16 protein-coding genes are annotated in these 20,630 nt (G+C 58.5%); 5 read left to right on the forward strand and 11 right to left on the reverse strand.

Going from position 1 to position 20,630, the window contains the following annotated elements:
• Positions 1-117: 117 nt before the first annotated feature.
• From ACR0JW_RS06410 to ACR0JW_RS06425, 4 genes are all read right to left on the reverse strand, one after another.
• The gene (locus ACR0JW_RS06410; protein WP_170679106.1) at positions 118-690 is read right to left on the reverse strand and encodes an aminomethyltransferase family protein; all 573 of its coding nucleotides are present in this window, start codon (positions 688-690) and stop codon (positions 118-120) included.
• The gene (locus tag ACR0JW_RS06415; protein ID WP_480713709.1) at positions 683-3,643 is read right to left on the reverse strand and encodes a sarcosine oxidase subunit alpha family protein; all 2,961 of its coding nucleotides are present in this window, start codon (positions 3,641-3,643) and stop codon (positions 683-685) included. Before ACR0JW_RS06415 ends, ACR0JW_RS06410 begins: the two co-directional genes overlap by 8 nt.
• Positions 3,640-3,927 carry a sarcosine oxidase subunit delta gene (locus ACR0JW_RS06420; protein ID WP_170679110.1) on the reverse strand — a complete coding sequence of 96 codons (288 nt, stop codon included), beginning with the start codon at positions 3,925-3,927 and terminating at the stop codon, positions 3,640-3,642. Before ACR0JW_RS06420 ends, ACR0JW_RS06415 begins: the two co-directional genes overlap by 4 nt.
• Positions 3,928-3,999: 72 nt before the next feature.
• Complete coding sequence (locus ACR0JW_RS06425) at positions 4,000-5,250, reverse strand: sarcosine oxidase subunit beta family protein (protein WP_170679112.1); 1,251 nt, start codon at positions 5,248-5,250, stop codon at positions 4,000-4,002.
• A 369-nt stretch (positions 5,251-5,619) separates the two neighbouring features.
• On the opposite strand from ACR0JW_RS06425, the gene ACR0JW_RS06430 reads away from it, so the two are divergent.
• Both ACR0JW_RS06430 and ACR0JW_RS06435 read left to right on the forward strand, forming a co-directional pair.
• On the forward strand, positions 5,620-6,231 hold the full coding sequence (locus ACR0JW_RS06430) for a hypothetical protein (RefSeq protein WP_480713710.1): 612 nt from the start codon (positions 5,620-5,622) through the stop codon (positions 6,229-6,231).
• Positions 6,225-7,157 carry a M48 family metalloprotease gene (locus ACR0JW_RS06435; protein ID WP_170679115.1) on the forward strand — a complete coding sequence of 311 codons (933 nt, stop codon included), beginning with the start codon at positions 6,225-6,227 and terminating at the stop codon, positions 7,155-7,157. Before ACR0JW_RS06430 ends, ACR0JW_RS06435 begins: the two co-directional genes overlap by 7 nt.
• Here ACR0JW_RS06435 and ACR0JW_RS06440 read toward each other — a convergent pair.
• On the reverse strand, positions 7,136-7,330 hold the full coding sequence (locus ACR0JW_RS06440; RefSeq protein WP_170679117.1) for a hypothetical protein: 195 nt from the start codon (positions 7,328-7,330) through the stop codon (positions 7,136-7,138). The two genes, ACR0JW_RS06435 and ACR0JW_RS06440, sit on opposite strands and share 22 nt — an antisense overlap.
• On the opposite strand from ACR0JW_RS06440, the gene ACR0JW_RS06445 reads away from it, so the two are divergent.
• Positions 7,314-8,204, forward strand: a complete 891-nt coding sequence (locus ACR0JW_RS06445) for a LysR substrate-binding domain-containing protein (protein WP_170679119.1) — start codon at positions 7,314-7,316, stop codon at positions 8,202-8,204. The genes ACR0JW_RS06440 and ACR0JW_RS06445 overlap by 17 nt on opposite strands.
• A 210-nt stretch (positions 8,205-8,414) precedes the next feature.
• Here the strand turns inward: ACR0JW_RS06445 and ACR0JW_RS06450 are convergent, their stop codons facing one another.
• Genes ACR0JW_RS06450 through ACR0JW_RS06475 form a run of 6 tightly spaced genes read right to left on the reverse strand, consistent with a single transcriptional unit; the run spans position 8,415 to position 17,186 of the window.
• Positions 8,415-9,614, reverse strand: a complete 1,200-nt coding sequence (locus ACR0JW_RS06450) for a catalase family protein (RefSeq protein WP_170679121.1) — start codon at positions 9,612-9,614, stop codon at positions 8,415-8,417.
• A gap of 9 nt (positions 9,615-9,623) precedes the next feature.
• Positions 9,624-11,123, reverse strand: coding sequence for a Dyp-type peroxidase (locus ACR0JW_RS06455; RefSeq protein ID WP_170679123.1), 1,500 nt, complete (start codon positions 11,121-11,123; stop codon positions 9,624-9,626).
• Entirely contained in the window at positions 11,120-12,421 is a 1,302-nt protein-coding gene (locus ACR0JW_RS06460; RefSeq protein WP_480713711.1) for a hypothetical protein, read from the reverse strand. The genes ACR0JW_RS06455 and ACR0JW_RS06460 overlap by 4 nt, the downstream gene beginning before the upstream one ends.
• A 21-nt stretch (positions 12,422-12,442) precedes the next feature.
• Positions 12,443-12,895, reverse strand: coding sequence for a hypothetical protein (locus ACR0JW_RS06465; RefSeq protein WP_170611651.1), 453 nt, complete (start codon positions 12,893-12,895; stop codon positions 12,443-12,445).
• 13 nt (positions 12,896-12,908) lie between these two features.
• Entirely contained in the window at positions 12,909-14,765 is a 1,857-nt protein-coding gene (locus tag ACR0JW_RS06470) for a GMC family oxidoreductase (RefSeq protein ID WP_480713712.1), read from the reverse strand.
• A gap of 9 nt (positions 14,766-14,774) precedes the next feature.
• Positions 14,775-17,186: a hypothetical protein gene (locus ACR0JW_RS06475; RefSeq protein WP_170824746.1), complete on the reverse strand. Its 2,412-nt coding sequence runs from the start codon at positions 17,184-17,186 to the stop codon at positions 14,775-14,777.
• A 335-nt stretch (positions 17,187-17,521) separates the two neighbouring features.
• Here ACR0JW_RS06475 and ACR0JW_RS06480 point away from each other — a divergent pair, with 335 nt between their 5' ends.
• Together ACR0JW_RS06480 and ACR0JW_RS06485 are read left to right on the forward strand one after the other, a co-directional pair.
• A complete protein-coding gene (locus tag ACR0JW_RS06480) occupies positions 17,522-19,918 on the forward strand; it encodes a DUF2235 domain-containing protein (RefSeq protein ID WP_480713713.1) in 2,397 nt (798 codons plus the stop codon).
• 67 nt (positions 19,919-19,985) lie between these two features.
• Complete coding sequence (locus ACR0JW_RS06485; protein WP_170679133.1) at positions 19,986-20,246, forward strand: hypothetical protein; 261 nt, start codon at positions 19,986-19,988, stop codon at positions 20,244-20,246.
• Positions 20,247-20,630 lie beyond the last annotated feature (384 nt).

Genomic DNA, 20,630 nt, shown 5'->3' on the forward strand with positions numbered 1-20,630 from the left:
AGCCGCGGCCCCATTGGCCGGGGGCCGTGCAAAACCCTTCTTATTCCACCGAAGATAGTAAGAAAGGTATTAGGTTGGCGCGTGCTGACATGCGCCAACACGGACAACGAAATCGCCTCAGCCCCGGCACACGGCCTGAGCTATTTCAGTAATGGCATGATGGAGTGATTTGGCCGAGGACCGAGGGCCAAGGGCGGAGAAGGACGTTCCGGTCTCGTGGCACCACAGGTAGCACCCGATGTGGTGGATCGAGCATCGGGTTGCGGCACCGGATTCCATGGTTCGGATATCAACATTGCAAAGCCGTTCGAACAGATCGCAGGCGGCCGGGCCAGTAATGTCAAACCGGCACCAGCCGTCGGTTTGTTCGACAACCGAAGCAGTGTTTCCGACAGCGGCCTTGACCTCAACTGCCAGCATCTCGTGGCTTGCGTGATCGGCGTCGATCATCCAACTGTCCGGACCAATCCAGAATGCCGAAAAGGCCGATATCGCCACCGATTGGCCCGGCGCAGGCAGAGCCGCACCTATCAACTCATTTGCCTTGGTGACACATGCTGCCTCATGCCCTTGACGTGCGGTCAGTGACGCCAGCGCCCGCGAGGTGTTTTCCGTGATCGTCAAGCCGGGAAAGCCGTCTGATCGGGGCTCGGCACCTCCAAGCGGTGTGAGCGGTTTCAGTTTATGCACGCTGACGTCCTCCATCGGGATCGACAAAATGGGCGCTGACCACCTCGACCTTCACTTCGCTGCCCTCCAGGGGGTTGACCAGACGCAGAACCTCGCCCATCCGATCTGCACCGTTTTTCAGGAACCCGATGCCGATCGAACTGTGCAGGACCGGTGAATAGGCGGCCGAAGTGACATAGCCCTGGTCGTGGGCCGCATCGACCGGACCATCACTGGTCATCAAATGGCCCCCTGCGACCACGGGGTCGCCGGCATCCACCGGTTTGAAGCCCACCAGACGCAGAGCGTCTTCCTCGTTCAGCCCAGCGCGCTCGCTCAGGGTGTTGCCGATGCAGTCCTTCTTTTTACTGACCATCCGGCCCATGCCAAGGTTCAGCGCTGTGGTGGTGCCGTTCAGCTCATTGCCGGTGGCATGCCCCTTTTCGATCCGCATGACGCCCAAGGCTTCTGTGCCATAGGGTACCACACCGAATTCCTCTCCCGCCTCCATCAGCGCGCGGATCATCGCATCGCCATAGCGTGCGGGCACGGCGATTTCATAGGCCAGCTCGCCGCTGAAAGAGATACGGAACAAACGCGCCCGGCAACCGCCGCAAACGGTGATCTCGGCACAGGCCATGAACGGGAACGCTTCGTTCGATAGATCGAAACCCGGATCGACAATCTTTTCCAGCAACTTGCGGGAATTCGGCCCGGCCACGGCATACTGGGCCCAGGCCTCGGTGGTCGAGATCAGCTGCACGTCCAGATCGGGCCACAGACATTGCCGCGCAAACTCCATCTGACGGTAAACCAGAACGGCGTTGGCGGTGGTTGTCGTGACCACAAAGTGGTCGTCGGCCAGTCGCGCAGCGGTGCCGTCGTCATAGGCGATGCCGTCTTCACGCAGCATCAGGCCATAGCGTATCTTGCCAACCGGCAGTTTCGCGAACCCGTTGGCATAGATTCTGTTCAGGAACTCAGCCGCGTCCGTTCCCTGCACGTCGATCTTGCCCAGGGTGGTAACATCGCAGACACCAACCGATTTGCGGGTCTGCAGAACCTCGCGATCCACCGATTGCCGCCAGTGCGTCTCACCCTTTTGCGGGAACCATTGTGCCCGAAGCCAATCGCCGACTTCGGTGAACACCGCGCCCTGTTCCGTTGCCCATTTGTGGCTGGGCGTCTCTCGGGTCGGATGGAAATGTTTGCCGACCGACCGGCCAGCCAGAGCACCCATCGCAACCGGCGTATAGGGCGGGCGGAAAATGGTGGTGCCGGTCTCCGGGATCGACTTGCCCGTCATCTCGGCCATTACCGCCAGGCCACCCATATTCGACGTCTTGCCCTGATCGGTGGCCATACCCAACGTGGTATAGCGTTTCAGATGTTCGACCGAGACATAGTTCTCCTGATGCGCCAGTTTGACGTCCTTGACGGTCACATCGTTCTGCTGGTCGATCCAGGCGCGGCCCTTGCCCTCTTTCACATACCAGAAGGGTTGCAGGTTCACCGGTGCGTCCTCGGCCTGCGGCATATCCCCGACCTGCGCCGCAATCCCGAGGCCCGACAGTGCTGCCGCCGCCCCTTCTGCGCCGGATTTCAGCGCGCCGTGGGTCGACATCAAGCCAGCCGCGGTCCCGGCGACCGTCATTCCGACCGGCAACACGTCACCCGGAACAAACGCTGCAAGACCCTCGTTCCATTGCGGGCGCCCGCGCTGATGGCAGGTCAGGTGCACATTGGGGTTCCAACCGCCTGAGACAGCCAGACCGCCGCATATGATATCGCGGGTGAACCCTTTCGCTGTACGGACCGTCACCGACCCCAGACCCAGTCTGCCCTTGCTGTTGATCACCTGCGCACCGGCGAACAGTTCCGTCCCTTCGATCGCGGGTGCGTCGGCCCGCGTGTCGATCACGGCGGTGACATGTACACCTTTGGATATCAGGTCGGCAGCCGTGCGATGACCGTCATCGTTGTTGGTAAACACCGCCATGTGTTCGTGCGGTGTCACTGCCCAGCGATTGGCATAGGCCCGGGTTGCCCCGGCCAGCATCACGCCGGGGCGATCATTGTTGGTAAATGCGATGGGCCGCTCGGTTGCGCCAGCGCATAGCAGCGCCCGTTTCGAATAAATCCGCCACATGATCTGCCGGGGCTGCCCGGTACCGGGCGTCAGTACGTGATCGGCCACCCTTTCGACAGCACCATAGGTGCCATGATCGAAAGCCCCGATCACGGTGGTGCGCGACAGCAGGCGTACATTGTCCATCGCCGAAAGCTCTGCCACGGCCTGCGCTGCCCAGTCCGATCCGGCCATTCCGCCGACCTCGTAACTTTCGGCGTTAAGGCGCCCGCCCAGGACAAAATCCTCGTCCGCCAGAATGACTCGTGCACCCGCACGACCTGCCGTCAGCGCAGCCATCAAGCCCGCCGGACCGGCCCCGACCACCAGCAGATCGCAATGCAGAAAGCCCTTGTCGTATACATCAGGGTCGTCCTGTCCGGACACGCTGCCCAAACCGGCCGCGCGCCGGATCGCCGGTTCATAGAGCTTTTCCCAGAACGCCTTCGGCCACATGAAAGTCTTGTAATAAAAGCCCGCCGTCAGGAAGTTGCTGAACATGTCATTGACCGACAACACATCCCGCTTCAGCGACGGCCAGCGGTTTTGCGATTTTGCCTCGAGCCCGTCAAAAAGCTCGGCCACGGTGGCACGGGTGTTGGGCTCCTGCCGCGCGCCCGAGCGGAGTTCGACCAGCGCGTTGGGCTCTTCGGATCCAGACGTCAGCGGCCCGCGTGGCCGGTGATACTTGAACGACCGACCCATCAGCCGCACGCCATTGGCCAGCAGGGCCGAGGCCAGTGTGTCGCCAGGGTGACCCTGATATCTTTTACCGTCAAAGCTGAAGCTCAGGGGCTGCGTCTGATCGACAAGACCGCCATTCAACCGGTTGGTCTGTACGCTCATTTGCCGCGCCCCCTTGCCCGGGCCACATCACGGGCCAGTTCGACGGATGTGATCTCATGCGTCAGGGTGTTGCGCGTTACCACCAACCAGGACCGGTCGCCTTGCTCGTGATACCACAACTCACGATGCTCTCCGGCCGGGTTGTCGCGCAGATAGAGGTAGTCGTGAAAGGCTTCGGCAGCATTTTCGGCCTGCCAGTCGGGGCGGTCGATCAGGGCAGCGTCGCCGAGATAGACAAACTCCTGCGCATCGCGGGGCCCAAGAAGCGGATGGTTGATAATCAAGGCATTGGCTCCTGTCGCATTTTCGAACCGCGGAACCGGTTACCGGTTTTGCAGAAAATGCTCATGTCTTCTTCAGTGCAGGTTGGGCTGCGCGCCCACCCCCTTCTCATCGATCATGTGACCGGTGCGGAACCGGTCCAGGCGATAGGCGGTTGCGACATCATGCGGCCGGTCTGTGGATAGCAGATGCGCAAAGCACCAGCCCGAGGCCGGGGTCGCCTTGAACCCGCCGTAACACCACCCGCCGTTGAAATAGAGCCCATCGATATGTGTCCGGTCGATGAACGGGGACCCATCCATCGACATGTCCATAACGCCGCCCCAGGCGCGCAGCAGACGCACCCGGCCAAGCGCCGGTATTAGCGCCACGCCGCTTTCCACAACATCCTCGATCACCGGCAGGTTCCCCCGCTGGGCGTAGGTGTTGTACATGTCGATATCGCCACCAAAGACCAGTCCGCCTTTGTCGGACTGGCTGCAATAGAAGTGGCCCGCGCCAAAGGTGATCACACCGTCAATCACAGGCTTCAGCCCTTCGGACACAAACGCCTGCAACACATGGCTTTCGATTGGCAGACGCATGCCTGCCTTTTCCATCACCCGGCCTGAAGACCCGGCCACAGCCACGCCAACTTTCTTGGCCCCGATGAACCCACGCGAGGTCTCGACCCCCAGAACCTTGCTGTTCTCGATGCGAAAGCCAGTGACCTCGCAGTTCTGGATGATGTCCACGCCACGCTGATCCGCGCCACGCGCATAGCCCCAGGCCACCGCGTCGTGGCGCACCGTGCCGCCGCGCCGGTGCAGAAGCCCGCCCTTGATCGGAAAGCGGCCGTTGTCGAAGTTCAGGAATGGATACATCGCCCTGACACCCGCTGTATCCAGCAGTTCCGCGTCCGAGCCGTTCAGGATCATCGCGTTGCCCCGGCGCCGTGCCACATCGCGCTGCGCATCCGTATGAACAAGGTTCAGAATGCCGCGCTGGCTGACCATGGCGTTGAAATTGAAATCCTGCTCCAGCCCTTCCCAAAGCTTCAGGGAAAACTCGTAGAACGGCTCGTTCCCGTCCAGCAGGTAGTTCGAACGAATGATCGTCGTGTTCCGCCCGACATTTCCACCGCCGATCCAGCCCTTTTCCAGAACTGCAATCCGCGCCTCGCCGAACTCTTTAGCCAGATAGTAGGCTGTGGCCAGACCGTGGCCGCCGCCGCCTACGACAACAATATCGTATTGGCCCTGAGGTTCAGGGTCGCGCCACGCCGGTTCCCAGCCCTTGTGCCCGGTCAGAGCCTCTTTGATGACCCGAAAGCCGGAATATCGCATGCTTTGCCTCGTTCTCGTTTGGAACGCCGTCTGGCGTTCCGCTTGGCCATACTCATCGAATCTAAGACCAACACATGTCATTCCGCGACATTGTTTTTCGTTTTCGGGTCAAAATTCAGAGAAGCCGGTTAAGAGACTTGACCTTCCGAGTATTGGAAATCGAGTACTCGAACACAAGAAGCGGGCAATCGCACATGCGTCGTCAAGATGGTTGGTTCCATTCCGATCTGCAGATCTTAGCGCCAGAAACTGCGTTCGCTGATGTTCGACCTGTGTTTCGGCACGGTTCGCAGTAGCCGGGGAACATGAGCGTTTTTGAGAAGGGCGGGAGCTGTGGTATGATTTCACAATAAGACAAAGGATTTAGACATGTTTGAAGGTTTAAACCCCATAATTGCCTTCCGAATGTCCGAACGATTGCTGCTGACCGCAATAGTCATTGTCGTCGCTCTGGTTGTTCTTGTCGGATTCTGGAAAACCGTTCAGAAAATCACGGTAACTGACAGTGGCCCGCTGGGTGTTGCCGGGTCAATGGCCCTGTCCACCCCTGTTTTCGCGCTGTTGGCGGTGATACTGTATGCGTGGGTCAGTCTTTCGCACCCCATTTCCTATTCCGACGCAGCACCGCAGACCGCCGCGGAAGAACAAGTTGCCGCAGCATCAGGCAGCGCCCCCAGCAGTTTCACAGGATCTCTGAGCGAGCAGTCCCATCAAGTTGCGGCGTCCGAGATCGACGCCTATGCGCGCCAGCAGGCCCGCCATCAGATTTGGACCCTGAACTGCCTTGCGGATTCGACAACCGTTCGCCCTTCGGCACAAAGCGACCTGATCGGAATCAAGCTGTCGTTGATGAAACAGGTCTGGCAGGACGATTGGGGCAATTCGGTGCAATTCGAACGCTGGGCGCAAAATCCATCAGAAGGCGTTCGCCCTTCCGATGCGGCGCTTGAGGTATTTGAAGGCAGGCACACGGGATGTTGAGGCTGGTTATTCTCATCTACGTCCTGATGACCGGCAGTCTTGCGGCCGAAGTCGTCTACAGTCCTGCCGATCTTCAGCGCGTTCGCGACCGCGCAATTCCCACGATTCAATCCGTCATGTGGCAGGACATCGTGCCACGCCTGCCTGATCAGTTTCGAGACCGCGCCAGTGACGTGCAGCTGTTTTTCCCGGAACGCGGACCGGGCCCCATGTCATTCTATGCGTCACCCGCAAATGGCGAAATCTACATGCCATTGACCTCGTTACGGTTTTTCGATGATATCGCGACGCTTCACGCCTGGTTTGAATCCCAGGACTGCCCGACGGAATACATTCAGACCTACCTCGCAGGACTTCTACGGGCGGGCGAGGATCTGCCGGCCCCGCTTGTCGCTTTTGGTCTGGATCGTGACCGGCTCTTTGCCGACAACTACACCTATGACCTGAGCGGCAAAATTTATTCTTCGGCAATTCAGTTCATTCTGGTTCATGAACTGGGGCATGTTCTGCTGGATCATCAGGTCGGCGTTGAAGGCGCAGAAAGCCGTCTACAGGAAGCCGAAGCCGACAGTTTCGCACTGGATCATTTCGCACGGTTGGGTGGAAACCCCATGGGCATATTCTGGTACTATCAGGCCGCATGGTGGCACGACCCGGCCAGTGACCGTGGAAGGCGCGAAAACACCCATCCGGTTTCAGCGGAACGCATCCGGTCGATGGCGAACCGGTTGATCGAAAACCCGGGCGATTTCGCCCATGGCGAAGCCAACCCCGAGCGTGAAGCGGGCTTTGTCAGGCAGCTTGGCGTCATGACGGCCGCATTTGCCGATCTGATTGACGATGACACTTTTCTGACCTGGATGGCTCCGGCGATGTTCAACGACTATCCGCTGTCCAATCTGCGTCAGGCCTGCCCCCACCAATAGGTGCGGATCAAAACCTTGCCAGACCGCACAAATCCCGTTTGCGTTACTCGTGTTTCGCGGGCGATGTTCGATTGCGGAACCAGCGTCATCGCCACGTCGATATTATCGTTTTGAATATCCTTGCGAAAACAGATCTGATGGTGGCACACGTAGGATATGAAAATAACGTTCAAACAAATCGATGCGTTCCGGACAGTGATTTCAACCGGAACTGTGACCGAAGCCGCCGAGGTGCTCGGAATTTCGCAGCCTGCGGTCAGTCGGCTTGTCTCGGATCTGGAATCCGAAGTTGGATTTAGCCTTTTTCAGCGCTCTGGCAGGGCGCTTGTTCCGACGGAAGAGGCGCGGCTACTAGTGAACGAAGTCCGCCAGGCCGTCAGCGGCATGGAACATATCAAGCAATCTGCGACGGCGATCCGCCATTTCGGCCACGCACGCCTCAGCCTGGTTACGACCCCGTCATTTGCGTCACAACTGGCTCCCGATCTTATCAAGGAATTTTCGGAAACCTGCCCTAAAGCGATGGCGCGCATGGAATTCGAAGCCAATGACGACACTGTCGAATGGCTGGTGTCGCAGAACTATGATTTCGGCATCAAGACAAGCCCGCCATCAAACCCGTCCTTTGAAAGCCTGAAGCTGTATGACGACGATGCCTATTGCGTGCTGCCCGAAGGTCATCCGCTTGCGGCCAAGGAAATCATCAAAGCCCGCGATCTGCAGGACGAAAGCTTTATCTCATACATGGGCCTGTCCCGCTTTCGCTTTGAAGTGGATCGGTTTTTTGAGGCCAATTCTGTTACGCGACGAATGAAATACGAAGCCCGGACAACGGACGGGATCTGCCGTCTGGTCGCGCGCGGCCTGGGCGTATCCATTGTCGGATCGTCCAGAGATTACCTGAAAACGATGCCTGGATGCATTGTTCTGCCCTTTGCGGCGCCGCTTAGCTTTCAGGCCATCCTGTTCTGGTCCAAAAACGAGCCTTTGTCGGCGGTGGCAAAGATCTTCCTGGACCTTGCCCGCCAGAAGGCAAACTCAGCCTAGATCATGCTGCAATTGGCGGCGACATGGTCAGGTTGCGGAAATGATGACCTTTAGGAAGGTGGTCACTGCTCGGGCCGCCTGAGTAAGGAAAGCAAAGAACGTATTCCTCGTCCGACATCAGGGTTCCAACCAACCTGGTCTCCAAGGCAAACTCCCGGTCAAAGCTTGTTCGATAAGGCGCTCATCGACAGTGCCGCTAACAGACGACCTTCATTCAAACGTCTCCGATCCGTCCGGTTCGATGTGGGCGGCCTTGTTCATTTGCTGACGAAAGACTGCCAGTTCCTGATACATTCGCCGCCGCGCCCGGCTCTGGTTGCCTAGCGGGCGGTGGTCGGCCAGCGAATGCCAGGGATTGATCCGCAAGTTCCGCGCGAAAGACATCTGGGCCGGAGTATCAAATTCCTGCTGCGGGATATGAATACGCGCGACGGGTATCCAGGGCGATTTGTCCTCGGGCCACAGCACCGAAGCATCCTCGACCGGCATCAGGTGCGGGTCGGTCTGGATCTGCACCAGCATCTCAAATTTGGCCGGACCCGCGCGCAGGGCGCGGGACATGTTGTCCCGTAGGTAGTTCGGTGGCACGCGCCCGAACGGAACGCCGGGGATGGTCATCGGCACATCGGTCAATGGTTTGTATGAGTACAGCATTGCCTGCCCTTCGCCCAAAAGGTACGGCACGCAACTGAAGTAGCGCTGGCCCAGCGGATTGTACTGGGTCTCGTTCCACAGACCCTGCATGAGGAAGTCAATCAGGTGTGAATCCTTTGGGTTCAGGAAATACCAGATCGGCTCGTCAATAGTGCTCCAGTATTGCAGCTTGGCATTCTCGCGCACGTCCGGCGTCACGAATGTCGGCGTGACGACGGCGGGCCAGTCCTGAGTGAATTTCTCCTCCTCCATCAGCTTCGGCCCCGGCACATCCATCAGCTTGACGGACATTGACCCGAACCCGACATCCCGAATGTCTTCTGGCACATCCGGGCCGGGCCCGGCAAAGCGAATATAGGCCGGATAGCTTCGTTCGGTTGCAAATACGCCTTTACGCAGGTGTTCGGGCAAATCGGGATTCACCGTAAAGGTTGCGCGTACCAGCCCGTGTGTTTTGGTATTGCCACCGCGTTCGTAGGCACCGGGTTGAAAATGCAGGTTCATCTGCTCGCGCATCTCGTCGATGATTGTCTGCAGCGCCTCCTCTTCCCAGTCGAATATCTTTTCCTCGGCCAGGCCAAGCCCAAGGTTCGGGCGCTTGCGGTTCTTGAGACGCTGAAGAAAGCGCGCCGCAGGTGCACGCACCAGGCGGTTTAGCTGCGGGCGGAAAAATGGCTCCAACCTGCGTTCGAAGTGCAGCCCGATCTGAAGCAGTGAATGCAAAAAACGGCGGATGAAAAGAAGGATAGCGCGCATGAGGATCTCCTATTCCTTCTGTTCTGCGAGCAAGCGTAACGCGCGCAAGCCGGGCAGGAAGAAATAGCCGCCGCCCCTGACGGTCACGAATTGCGGCAGGTGGTCCAGCCGCTCGGCGATACCGGTCGCACGCTGGATACTGAAACTGTCTGATGCCACGCCGCCGACGGGCTCGCGGCTGCCGACAATCGGGTCCGCCTCACCACGCAACCCATCGAAGGAAGGCGAAGACATCCAGGCGTTCTGCACAAATTCGAACTGGCGCGTGATATCGGCGCAAAGGCAGACAAAATGCAACCCCCTGGCCTCTTGATCGACCCCTTCGCCTGACAGCGCCTGTTCAGGCGACAGCGGCGGCCCGTAGGCGCGCCCGCGACGGACAAGCCGGTGAAAGCGTGTCGACGCAACCAGATCATGCCGTCCCGGCAGCTTGTCCCGCCTGCGGCGGAACCCAAGCGTGCTGGTGATCCAGGCCCATCGGCTGGTGACACCGGGTGGCTGATCACCGGTTCTCGGATTGGCCCGCCTGATATGGGCGCCGACTGGGCAGACCACGCCATCGATGTCATCCTCGTAGGTGAAATTGTTTCCCTGACGCCCGCCCTCGATCTCGCGCCTGCCCTTTATCAGCGGTGTGCCGTCCCGCGCGCGACCCACCATCGCCGTTGCCAGCGCTTCGCGGTGCGCGGCGTCGCCATGCGCCACCGAGTCGAGATGTCGCCAGAACCCCGGCACGTCCTGTTCAAGCTGGCGCATGACCAGATAGCTGCCATTGTGTCCAAAGCCGTTGTCCCCCGAGGCCGCGCCGGAATGCGCCGTTGATCCATCTTCGGCGGTGATCAGCGGACCGGAGGAGACTTCCTTGTATTCATTGACATGCCCCAGAACGACCTCGCCGGGTGCGATAAGATTTGAATACGCCTCTCGACCATGCTTGGGTGGGGGGCTTTTCCAGTCCCAATCCACTTTCGGCTCGCTGATACCATCGGCAAAACCGAAAGGCTCGATGCCGTCATTCAGGCGCGTCGGCAGTTCTTGGATGATGTCGAATGCATCGTGAAATGCGTGTTCAAGAATTGTCGACTTGAAAGGGCCGAGCCCGCCCTCGCGCGCATAGAGCATCAGCAGCACATGGACTTTGCCACCCTCCCAGATCCAGTTTTCCGGCGCGTTTCCACCGGAATCACCAAGCCTTCGGATGCGGCTGGCTTCACCTGCCATCCCGGCCAGAAATGGCTGCGAAAACTGCGCCAGAATCTCGTCCGGCAAACCAAGTGCGCGCAATCCGCCAGCCGTAAACGCAACCTGAAGCGCGACCTCGGGCGGGGTATCCAACCACTCGGCCGACGTTATGGGTGCAGTTGCCAGCCAATCCCGGGCGATCCGAGCATCCGAAACGGTCAGCAGCAGAAACTCGGCCTCGGGCAGCTTGCCATAACCAAACCGGGTCAAGCCCTGCATGTCCGAAAAATCGACCTGTGTGGTCTGGATATCCCTGTTTTTGCTCATATCTTGGCCAGCCATTTGCGCAGCGCGCGAAGCCCGGACGGCCGCCGTTCCAGCCCGGCGCGTATTTGCGAGTGCCTGTCGAGATCGACGGCAGTAAGACCGGGATAGGCCTTGTACCAGACCAGTGTGGCTTGCTGCCGGTTCCGCAGGAAGCGTTTGAACTTGTGCTCCTGCTCGGCCCCATCCTTGATCAGAAACCGCATACTGGGATAACCCACGCCGTTCGAAAACACGAGGTTTAGCCCCCAGGCAACTTTGTTGACGAAATCGTCCATGTAACTTTCCAATGCGCCATCGTAATTGCTGCAGAACATCACACGGCGCTTGTCATCGAAATAGACCCAACGCGCGAAATGGATTGTCTGAACGCGGGTGAGGTAGCCACGCGAGAAGATGTGCCTTGCTGCGTAATTCAACAGATACAGCGCAACCGTTGTCACCGCGCGCCGGAATCCACCGGGCTTGAGATCGCCAACCGCCGAAAAGGGGTTGGTGACGTCATGGTCTTCATAAGTGCCCATCGCAGCGATATGCGTGTCGTCCGGGCGCGGCAGGATTTCAGGATCCGAACGCTCAAGTCGTCGCAGGCGCCATAACAGTAGCGGCGAGGCCAGCAGAACGATGGGCGATATCGCCAAAAGTACAAATGGCACACCAATTTTCTCGGTCCAGTCGATGAAAACCCGCCGTAGCGGAGGTGACCGCCTCGGCGTCAGGCGCAGGCGTCCTTCGCGCCGTTCGGCCGAGACAAATTCCTGCAACCGCTCGTGCAGCAGGATGGCATCTTTTGCCCCGTGGGCCTCAATAAGCGCGTGCAATTCCAATTTCAGAGCGTGCGCAAGCGCGGCTTCCTCGTGAATCTGCTGCACCGTGCGACCGCGCCTGTTTACGTAATTGGCGGCCTCGACCACATTGTGCCGGGCCATCCAATCACGCAGGTCCGTACCTTCACGGAAGTCCTCGCAATGCGAAAAGATGCGACGCAACCCTTCGCCCGCGTGATTTGCCATCTCAACCAGAAAGCTGTCCCGGTCTCCGTCCATATCGCCCAGAAACGCCAGATGCGGCGGGAAGGCGCGCGCTTCGACGCCATAAGCTTCAATGTCCCGCCATGTGTCGACTTGCGGAAGAAAGAACCGCGCGACGTGCAAACGATCGAAATCAGCGAAGGGCACGATCGGGTTCTTGGGATCCGCAAGCCCCGGTTTAAGCACCATCTCGGACAGCAGCGCGCGCAAATCCTCGATGCGTCCCTCCGCAATGGGGGCCAAAATCAGAAAGGTGCTCTGCTGTGTCATGGCGGGGCCAGTTTACCAGATTTAGGACGATATCGCGTCAGCATTGAAATCCAGCGCGAAGTCGATCAGGCGATTGTCGTCCCAATAGACCTTACCCAGATAGAGGCCAGGACCGATGGCCCGGATTTCGTCGCGGATCCATTGTGCGAGAAGCGAAGTGTCGGAATAGTCCAGCACGATGCATTCCTTTCCATCGAGCCAGCTCTTGTCCTTGTAAACCTTGGCCAGTATGGCGTTAAGCCCAAACGGCAGGATCCGATTTCGCAGCACCCCTTTCGACTGGTCGAAAACTTTGCCTTGCCAGGCAAAACTGTTGATAAAGCGCGAGATCAGCGGTGTGAATTTCGTGCCCGGGGCGACAATGGCGGTTCCTTCGGCTTCGCCGTCGGGAATGTCCCCGGCCGGTACGCTGGAAAACAGTTCGTCCAGTTCTTCCTGACTCATATCCATGAGCGACTCGATGCTATGTGCCATAGTGGCCCCCTTTCTAGACAGTGACGTGTTTTGCATCCTCCAGAATGTCCTGGGCGGCTTTTTCGCCGACCATGTAAACAGAGGATGCGATGAAAAATCCCGGAATGCGCGGAAAGACCGAGGCGTCAGCTACCCGTAGCCCCTTTGTACCATGTACGCGCAGGCGGCTGTCCAACACGCCGCTGTCGGGCGGCCCGATGGCGCAACTGCACGACGCGTGATGCCCCCAACACTCGTCACGTACAAACTGGGCGATTTCCGTATCCGTTTTGACATCCGGGCCGGGAATTTCCTCGGCCTCGATCTGGCCGTCGCGGCGCAGCGGCTCGGTCAGGTTGCGAACAAATTTCACCCCTTCGACAACCGCTTGCAGGTCGTCGTCGCCGCCTTGCTTAAAGTAGTTGAACTCGATGAGGGGCCGGTCGCGCGGATCGGCCGAGGCCAGCCGCACGCGCCCCGTCGCATTTGCTGTATGGGCCTTCAGGACGGCCCAGCTCAGATGGTTGCGGCTGCGCGCCAGATCAGCAGCATAGCCGGGGTAGTAGCCAGCGAACCGCCCTAACAATGCCATGCAGAACAAATCAGGCAGCTTCTTGTCCGGGCTCGAACGCCGAATAACGCCCAGCGCCGCTCCGTTGGTTGAATACAGACCCTTACCGGTGTCCTGCCATTCCCGCCATAGCGGATCACCGGATTCATAACGGCAGTCGGTCAAGCTTTCCCAGCAATCCACCGCCATGCGATTTACGACGGCAACTTCGTAGCGATCCTGCAGGTTGCGACCAACGCCGTCCAGCGCTACGCGTTGCGGAATACCCGCCCGCGCCAGTTCGTCGGCCGGACCAATTCCCGACAGCATCAGCAATTGCGGAGTGTTGAAGGCGCCACCCGCAAGAATAACTTCGTGTTTAGCCTGCACGCGCCGTCGAATTCCCTGACTGTCGCTTGGGGTTGCATGCGCACGATAAAGCCGCTCTCCCTTGAGGTATTCGACCCCGGTCGCGCGATTCTGATCATCAAACAGAACCCGGGTCGCAAGTGCGTCAAGCTCGACCGTCAGACAATCCGGATAACGCCGTGCGGTTTCGAGCACCCGCTCTCGTGTGCCGATACGCCGTCCGTTTTGCGTGGTAAGCGGCGTGTAAACCAGGCCCTCGGCATTGTCGTCGATCCGGTCAAGGTCATTTGGATCTGCCGCACTCTTGAGCTGCCAGCGCAGGTGCCGCCATACCTTGTCTCCATCACCCAGCATTTCGCGAACGGATGCACGCAGCATGTCCATGATGTCGTCATCGCGCAGGGCCGCACGCGGGATCGCCTTTTCCGTCGAAAGCCAACCGCGATAGCCGTGGCCGGTCCGGTCGATGCCAATTGCATTCAACGCCTTTTGCATCGGGCGATGGCGGCAGTTTTCGATCCGGCGGAAAATCTGATGCATCGCTTTCGGCGACCAACCGGCGTCGCCGGTAAGCTTCTCGATGTGGCGCCAGTCATCGTGGTGCGGGTAAACGAATATCATTGCGTTATGTGCCGTGCAGCCACCCAGCGTACCCGCCCGTGGGTACAGTACGCCATCCGGCCCCGCCTTTGGATCGCGCGCCTGGAGGGCCGGGTCGGCATAGTGGCTGACATGAAAGTCCCAGCGCAGTGCTTCATTCTCGGTGGCGAAGGGATGAAATGCCGGCACGTCATAGTCATCGGGCAACCGGTTTTCCGCGCCCAATCCCCGCACTCCGCCTTGTGCGGAACGGGGATCGCCACCTGCCTCCAGAAGAAGCACGCGCATTCCCGCTTCGGCCAGTCGGGCCGCAACCGTGCCGCCGCCCGCGCCCGAGCCGACGACGACATAGTCATAAATGGGCGCGTCCACGCTCATACCTCAGAAACGTTTGAGGTAGGCGATCAGATCCTCCTTCTGCGGATCCGTCAGCCGGGTTCCGAAATAATGACCACGATTGACGACGAAGTCGGGGCATTTGCTGAGTTCGAGAAGCGGTTCGACCAGATCAGCGAACATGGCCCGCACCTGAGTATTGCTGGCATTGTCGGGCAAATCCTTCAGGTTCCGCTTGATCATGATGACAAGCCGGGCGAGCCTGAAATCATGCTCGATCCGTTCCAACAAGTCGGCGTTGTCCAGCCGTATGTTGAGATTGGCAAGCAGGTTGATCGGTGTCCCCGCAGGGATCGGGCCCAGTTCGATGTCGCCGTTTTCGCTGAAAAGCCAGGGCAGTTCGTCCCGGAAGGGTTCGAACAGGCGCACCAGGAAGTCGGGCTGGAAACCACGCGGGATCATCAGGTAGCTTTGCTCGGTCGTGCGATCGATTAGCCCGGGCACCTTGTCGCCCAGTTCACTGTCACGCAGCCGGCGTTCTGGCCACAGCATCTTGCGAATACCATCGTCGAAGGTGCGCATCCTGGCTGCGACCGACGGGTCGGGTTCATAATAGCCCACCGTGTTGTTCAACAGATACGGCGCCGTCGACCAAAGACTGATCAGCGAAGGTACACGCGTGTAACCACGGCCGCCTGCAGGCATTTCGTACATGTAGGGTTCGCCGGTCACCGGATGGTGCACCTCGATCTCGCCGACCGACGGCAGCGCCTTGTAGGTCGAGGACGAAAAATTGTCCCAGATGTTACCCTCGATGGCGTTTGTCGCCAGCGGGCTGCAGGCGTTTGTCTCAAGTAGCGTGACCGGAATCCGCATCTCATTCGACAGATAGTTGTTTTCCAGAAAATCGTCGGCGTTGACGATTTCGGTCATCTCTGCCTTGAATTGATCCGTCTTGGTTAGCTCCCAGTAGTTCGACCAGCACTGCAGGTATCCCGGCCCCGAACATCCGCCTGGCATGGCCGCAAAGGCCGTTTCGGGCAACTTGGAGGAATGGCAGCGGGCGCAGTTTTCGGCAAACAGCGTCTTGCCCCGGTTCACCGTCTCGTCATCTTCGGTCAGGTGCTCTGCCCCGCCCGGCGCGTCAGCCAGGTAGTCCGGACGTCCGGCCTTGAGGAAATAGAGAGCGGTCAGCGGAGACTGCAGTTCTGTCGCGCGCCAATAGGTCGAATTCTTCTGCGCGGTTTCAATCTCGATGGGCGTGATCGTGCGGCCTCCGACAATCGGGTTGAAGTGCCGCGTCCACTCTTCACTGAAAAGACCGATATTGAGATAAACCCGGTTTAGCGCCCCAAGCGCGCCAACCGAATCCGCGCCGTCCTTCAGGACGCGCGGGCTGAAGCTGATATCGGGCGGCTCAAAAAGCTGTGTCAGCGGACCCTGATCCACGAAATCCTGGAACTGCATGTTGTCGCGCTCGCCCCCGGTCAGGCGTTCCTCGCCCAGACTTTCGGCTATGCGCAGACGTTCCTCCAGCAGATAGATCGCGTTCATTGTGCGCGGGTTGTTGATGTAGTCAGGCGACACCAGCGACGTATCAAGCGATCCGGGTCGCGCTGTGTGAATCAACTGGACCATGTATTGCCGGTCGTCCGGCTTCCACGCGAACACCTTGTCGAACCAGAAATACTGGGCGCCCACCGTCGCATTGAGATTGCGCATCTCGGGGTTTTCGGGGTCCTCCGGCGGGTCGATCGGGCTTGGACCGACATGGCAGAAGGCGCAAGACATGCCAACGCGATAGGGCCGGACCAGATCCTTGTCGAAATAGTAATCGGGGTCGTTGTAGAAACGCTCGGGATCCCAACGCCGCTCAGCGCGTTCGTCGAAATCCGGGTTGGGGAATAACCGAAGACCCAGAACGCCGGTTGGTTCACCGTAATATGAGCCGACAGGCATGTTGCGGCCCCGCGCACCGATTTCAACGCCCGGATATTTTTCGGCGTTGTCAAAGGGGTCGGCGGCACAATCGTCACGCCGTTTGTCCAGCCAGAGCCCATAGCGTTCGGGATCCGGGCCAGTCGCCTGATCGAAACAGGGTTCGTTTATCAGACCCAGATATTCGAACCGATTGGCGCGTTGCGCTGGCAGATCAGGATGCGAAGACAGGGTCTTGAGAAGATCAAATTGACCGAACGTATCGCGCGTCAGGCGATCCCATAGCAAATCGTTGCCGCCGGTCCACACCATCCACATGTTGCGACCCTTGATTTCATCCGGGCCAAGCGGAATGCCGTTGTCGATCTCGGCGAAATAGTCCTCGTCCGCGGGTGGGAAAGTCGTCTCGTCTCGTCCGACCAACATTGCCTCGTCAAGCGGGCCTGAAAAAAGCTGCGCCAGGGCGGCAACGGGCAGAAATGCGACCGGAAAAGTCAGCGAAATAATGCGACAAAACATCAGGCAAACTCCAATCTTCAGCTAGAAATTGGCATCAACCTCTCAGTTGGTACTGTCATATCAGTGTTGGTCCGAATCGAATTTATTGCAACCATGAAGGGAAAGCCGGGTATTTGCGCCTGGATCAAAGGGCTGGTTTTTGCGGCTGACGCGTTTTGGTGACCAGTTTCTGGGACCGTATGACAGTGTGTTCCGGTCGTCTGACCAGCAAACCGGATGAGGCTTTTAATGTTTTATTTCAAAGTCTTAATGACATGATAATTTTTCACCGATGAGCCTACTGCCTCCTCCTGGCCACCGGTGCGCGAGGGAATTGATTAGTCCGAAGGTGCGTTATGGATGACCATAAAGACACAAAGACGGCAGCGGGCCTTCCTGAAGGGCGCAAACCGCGCACACGACCGAACAAGCGGCTCATTGTGTTCGCTGACGGTACAGGCAACGCATTCGGTGGTCAGGCATCGAACATCTGGCGGCTTTATGAAGCCATCGACAAACGCGGGCTTAGTCCCCTGAAGTCCAGCCCGCAACTGGCGCGCTATATGCCGGGTGTCGGAACGTCATCGATTGGACTGGTGCGCTTGTTTGACGGTGCCACGGGGCTGGGCGTGCCGGGAAACGTGCAAAAGCTGTATCGATTCCTGTGCTGGAACTGGGAACCCGGTGACGAAATCTGGATGTTCGGCTTCAGCCGTGGAGCCTTTACTGTGCGTACGCTGGCTGGACTTATCAGCTCCCAAGGGTTGATGCCCCGGGAAGTCGACGGGACCACCGCTTCCGTCGCGGAAATGCATCGAAACTCGAAAGGCGCGTGGCGTGCCTACAGACGGCAGACCGCGCCATTTCGCGATCCTCGCACAGGAAAAGTTCGCATGAGCCCGACCGTCTCGATCGGGCGCTTCATCCGGGATGCTTGTGTGTGGGCAAAACGGACCATCAGCAGACAGAAGAAACATGTCCAGGTGACAGAGATTCTGCAAACCAGGCAACCAGAACGTTGCGCCGGTCAGATCAAAATCAGGTTCCTGGGCCTGTTTGATACGGTCGAAGCTTATGGAGTGCCGCTGGAAGAGCTGCGCGCGGTGTTCGATTTCTGGATATGGCCCATCAGTTTTCGCAACCGCGTCTGCAGCCCGGTCGTAGAACATGTCTGCCACGCCCTGTCTCTGGATGATGAGAGACGCACCTATCACCCGCTGCGATTTGATCAGACTCCACAACTCGATCTCAAGGGCTCAGGCAATCAGAAGGACGGGCCAAGGATCAAGGAGGTTTGGTTTGCCGGTGTCCACGCCGACATAGGTGGCGGATATCCCGACGATGAAGCTTCGCTTGAGCCGCTGATCTGGATGATTGAGGAAGCCAGAAAGGATGGCCTGATCTTCATTGACGAAAAGGTCCACGAACTTGACAGCCGGCGCTCGAAAAACGCGTTGATTCACGATTCACGCAGCGGATTGAAATCGGCCTACCGCTACACACCCCGACCCGTTGAAAGTGGTGAGGCATTTGGTGGCAAGCCTGTCGTGCACAGCTCGGTCGTCCAAAAGATCCTGACTGGCCGCGATGGCTATGCGCCAGTGATGATGAACGACGATTTCCAGCCGCACGATCAACCACAACAGGTTTCACTGCACCACAACGCGGAAGTTGCCGAGCAGGTCAAGGCACTGGTCTTGTGGCGCAGGATCGCGAATATCTCGTTCATCAGTCTGCTTTTGTTCGCATTGGTCCTGCCATGGGCGGGCGAGCCCGTCCGGGCCATGTTGCAGCCTGGCCGACCGCCGGTCGGGTCAGATGGCGTCGTGCTACCCGACTCCATATCGTCCGTCGCACCCGGCATCGTTCAGCCCTGGATACAGTCCCTGTGGAAGCATCCAGTGCTTTCGATACCGCTCATCTTGGCAATTGTGGCGCTGTTTCTGTCCGGCGCGGCGCTTCGGGACCGGATAAAGGATACCGCCCGGCAGGCCTGGACCTTGGATCGCAAAACCAATCTGCAAAAACCGGCAGACCGGTTTCTGGTTCGAACGGGCAATTTGCTGCAATCCAGCCGAACACTGAATGCGGCTTATGCATTTCTGGGCCCCAAGCTGGTGCAGGTCGTCTTGGCTGTTTTGATCTTGCTCGGCGTGTTCAAGCTTGTGCATGTTATTAGCCTAATGTTCACCACCGTCAGCGGCAGTCTGTGCCCAGACACTGGCCCCGGACACGTGATCGAACCGGGAAGCACTTTTGTTCTGCAAGATGAGTTCTCTCCCCAATCTGTCTGCTGGCCGACTGGTGTCAATCTTGTCGAAGGGCAAACATACTGGATCAGGCTGGAGGAAACAGATCCATTCACCGACAGAGGCGCACGCGTTCCGATGACCGGGTTCCAGACCAACAAACGGGTGTATGTACTGGGCAGCCTGATACGACGTTCGAGCGCAAACTGGTTCCAGCCGGTCGCGCAAATCGGGGCGAAGGGCCAATCGATTTTGCCGCTGTTCGACTATACAGACAAAACCACGGCGTTCATTTCATGCTTTGACGACATGGCCGCCGAAGACGGACGCAATTGCGATCCGATTGATGCACCCAAGGCGATGACGGCGCGTATCCGGGCAGAGAGAAGCGGACCGCTGTTTCTGTACGTGAACGACGCGATCATCTGGCCCTTTGACGGTTTCTATGCAAACAACGGTGGCTCCGCCCGTGTCAGCATCCTTGCAGAGGAACCGCCGCTATAACTCTTGATGCAGCGGAACTGTTTCAAAGCTCTGACCGTCAACATGCGCTCCCTCCGCTTTTGCAGAAGTGCAGCAATCAAGACTGTCGCCTAGTGCCTGGGTGCAGTGCAATCAGCCGCGAAAGGCAAAGTCCCAACTGAGTTACCCAGAACCCGTTGCCTTTACAAACTGGTTCTGGCACCAGCCCGACAACTATGACGGAAACGAGCATTTCGGAAGATTTTGCCAGTTTTCAGACCAGCCCGGGATCAAATGGGATGATGCCCGGCATGTCTCGACCGCGCGAGGGTATCTGGTCGAATTCGAAGGTTCCTCGATCCAGAACTGAAGAGTTGGAATTTTTTCAGCAGAAACTGGTTTTCTGTCTCAGGGAAATTTGACGGCATGCACCGAGTTTCGAGATCGTCGTAGCACACAGAAATGCGCTCCAGAAGCCCAACCATTGGGGCGATTCCAGTTCTGTTACCGCGCCCGTCTTTGAAACCTTAGGCGCGACTTCGCTCGGGAAACGGACGGATGGTTCTCACGGCTGACTTGCCATTTCTCCCTCTCAACGAAAATCAACAGGCAACACGTCGCATGGTGCGTTCGCATCGGAGTTTCTGGGTCCAGGTCAGATTGCCGAAGAGAAAAAGTTGAGCACGGATCGGTGGCAGTCGATTCTACATCACACAAGCGCAATTTTTTGCATTAAGCTGTCTGGAGGTTTCCA

It is taken from the genome of Ruegeria sp. BG6 (assembly GCF_056538465.1).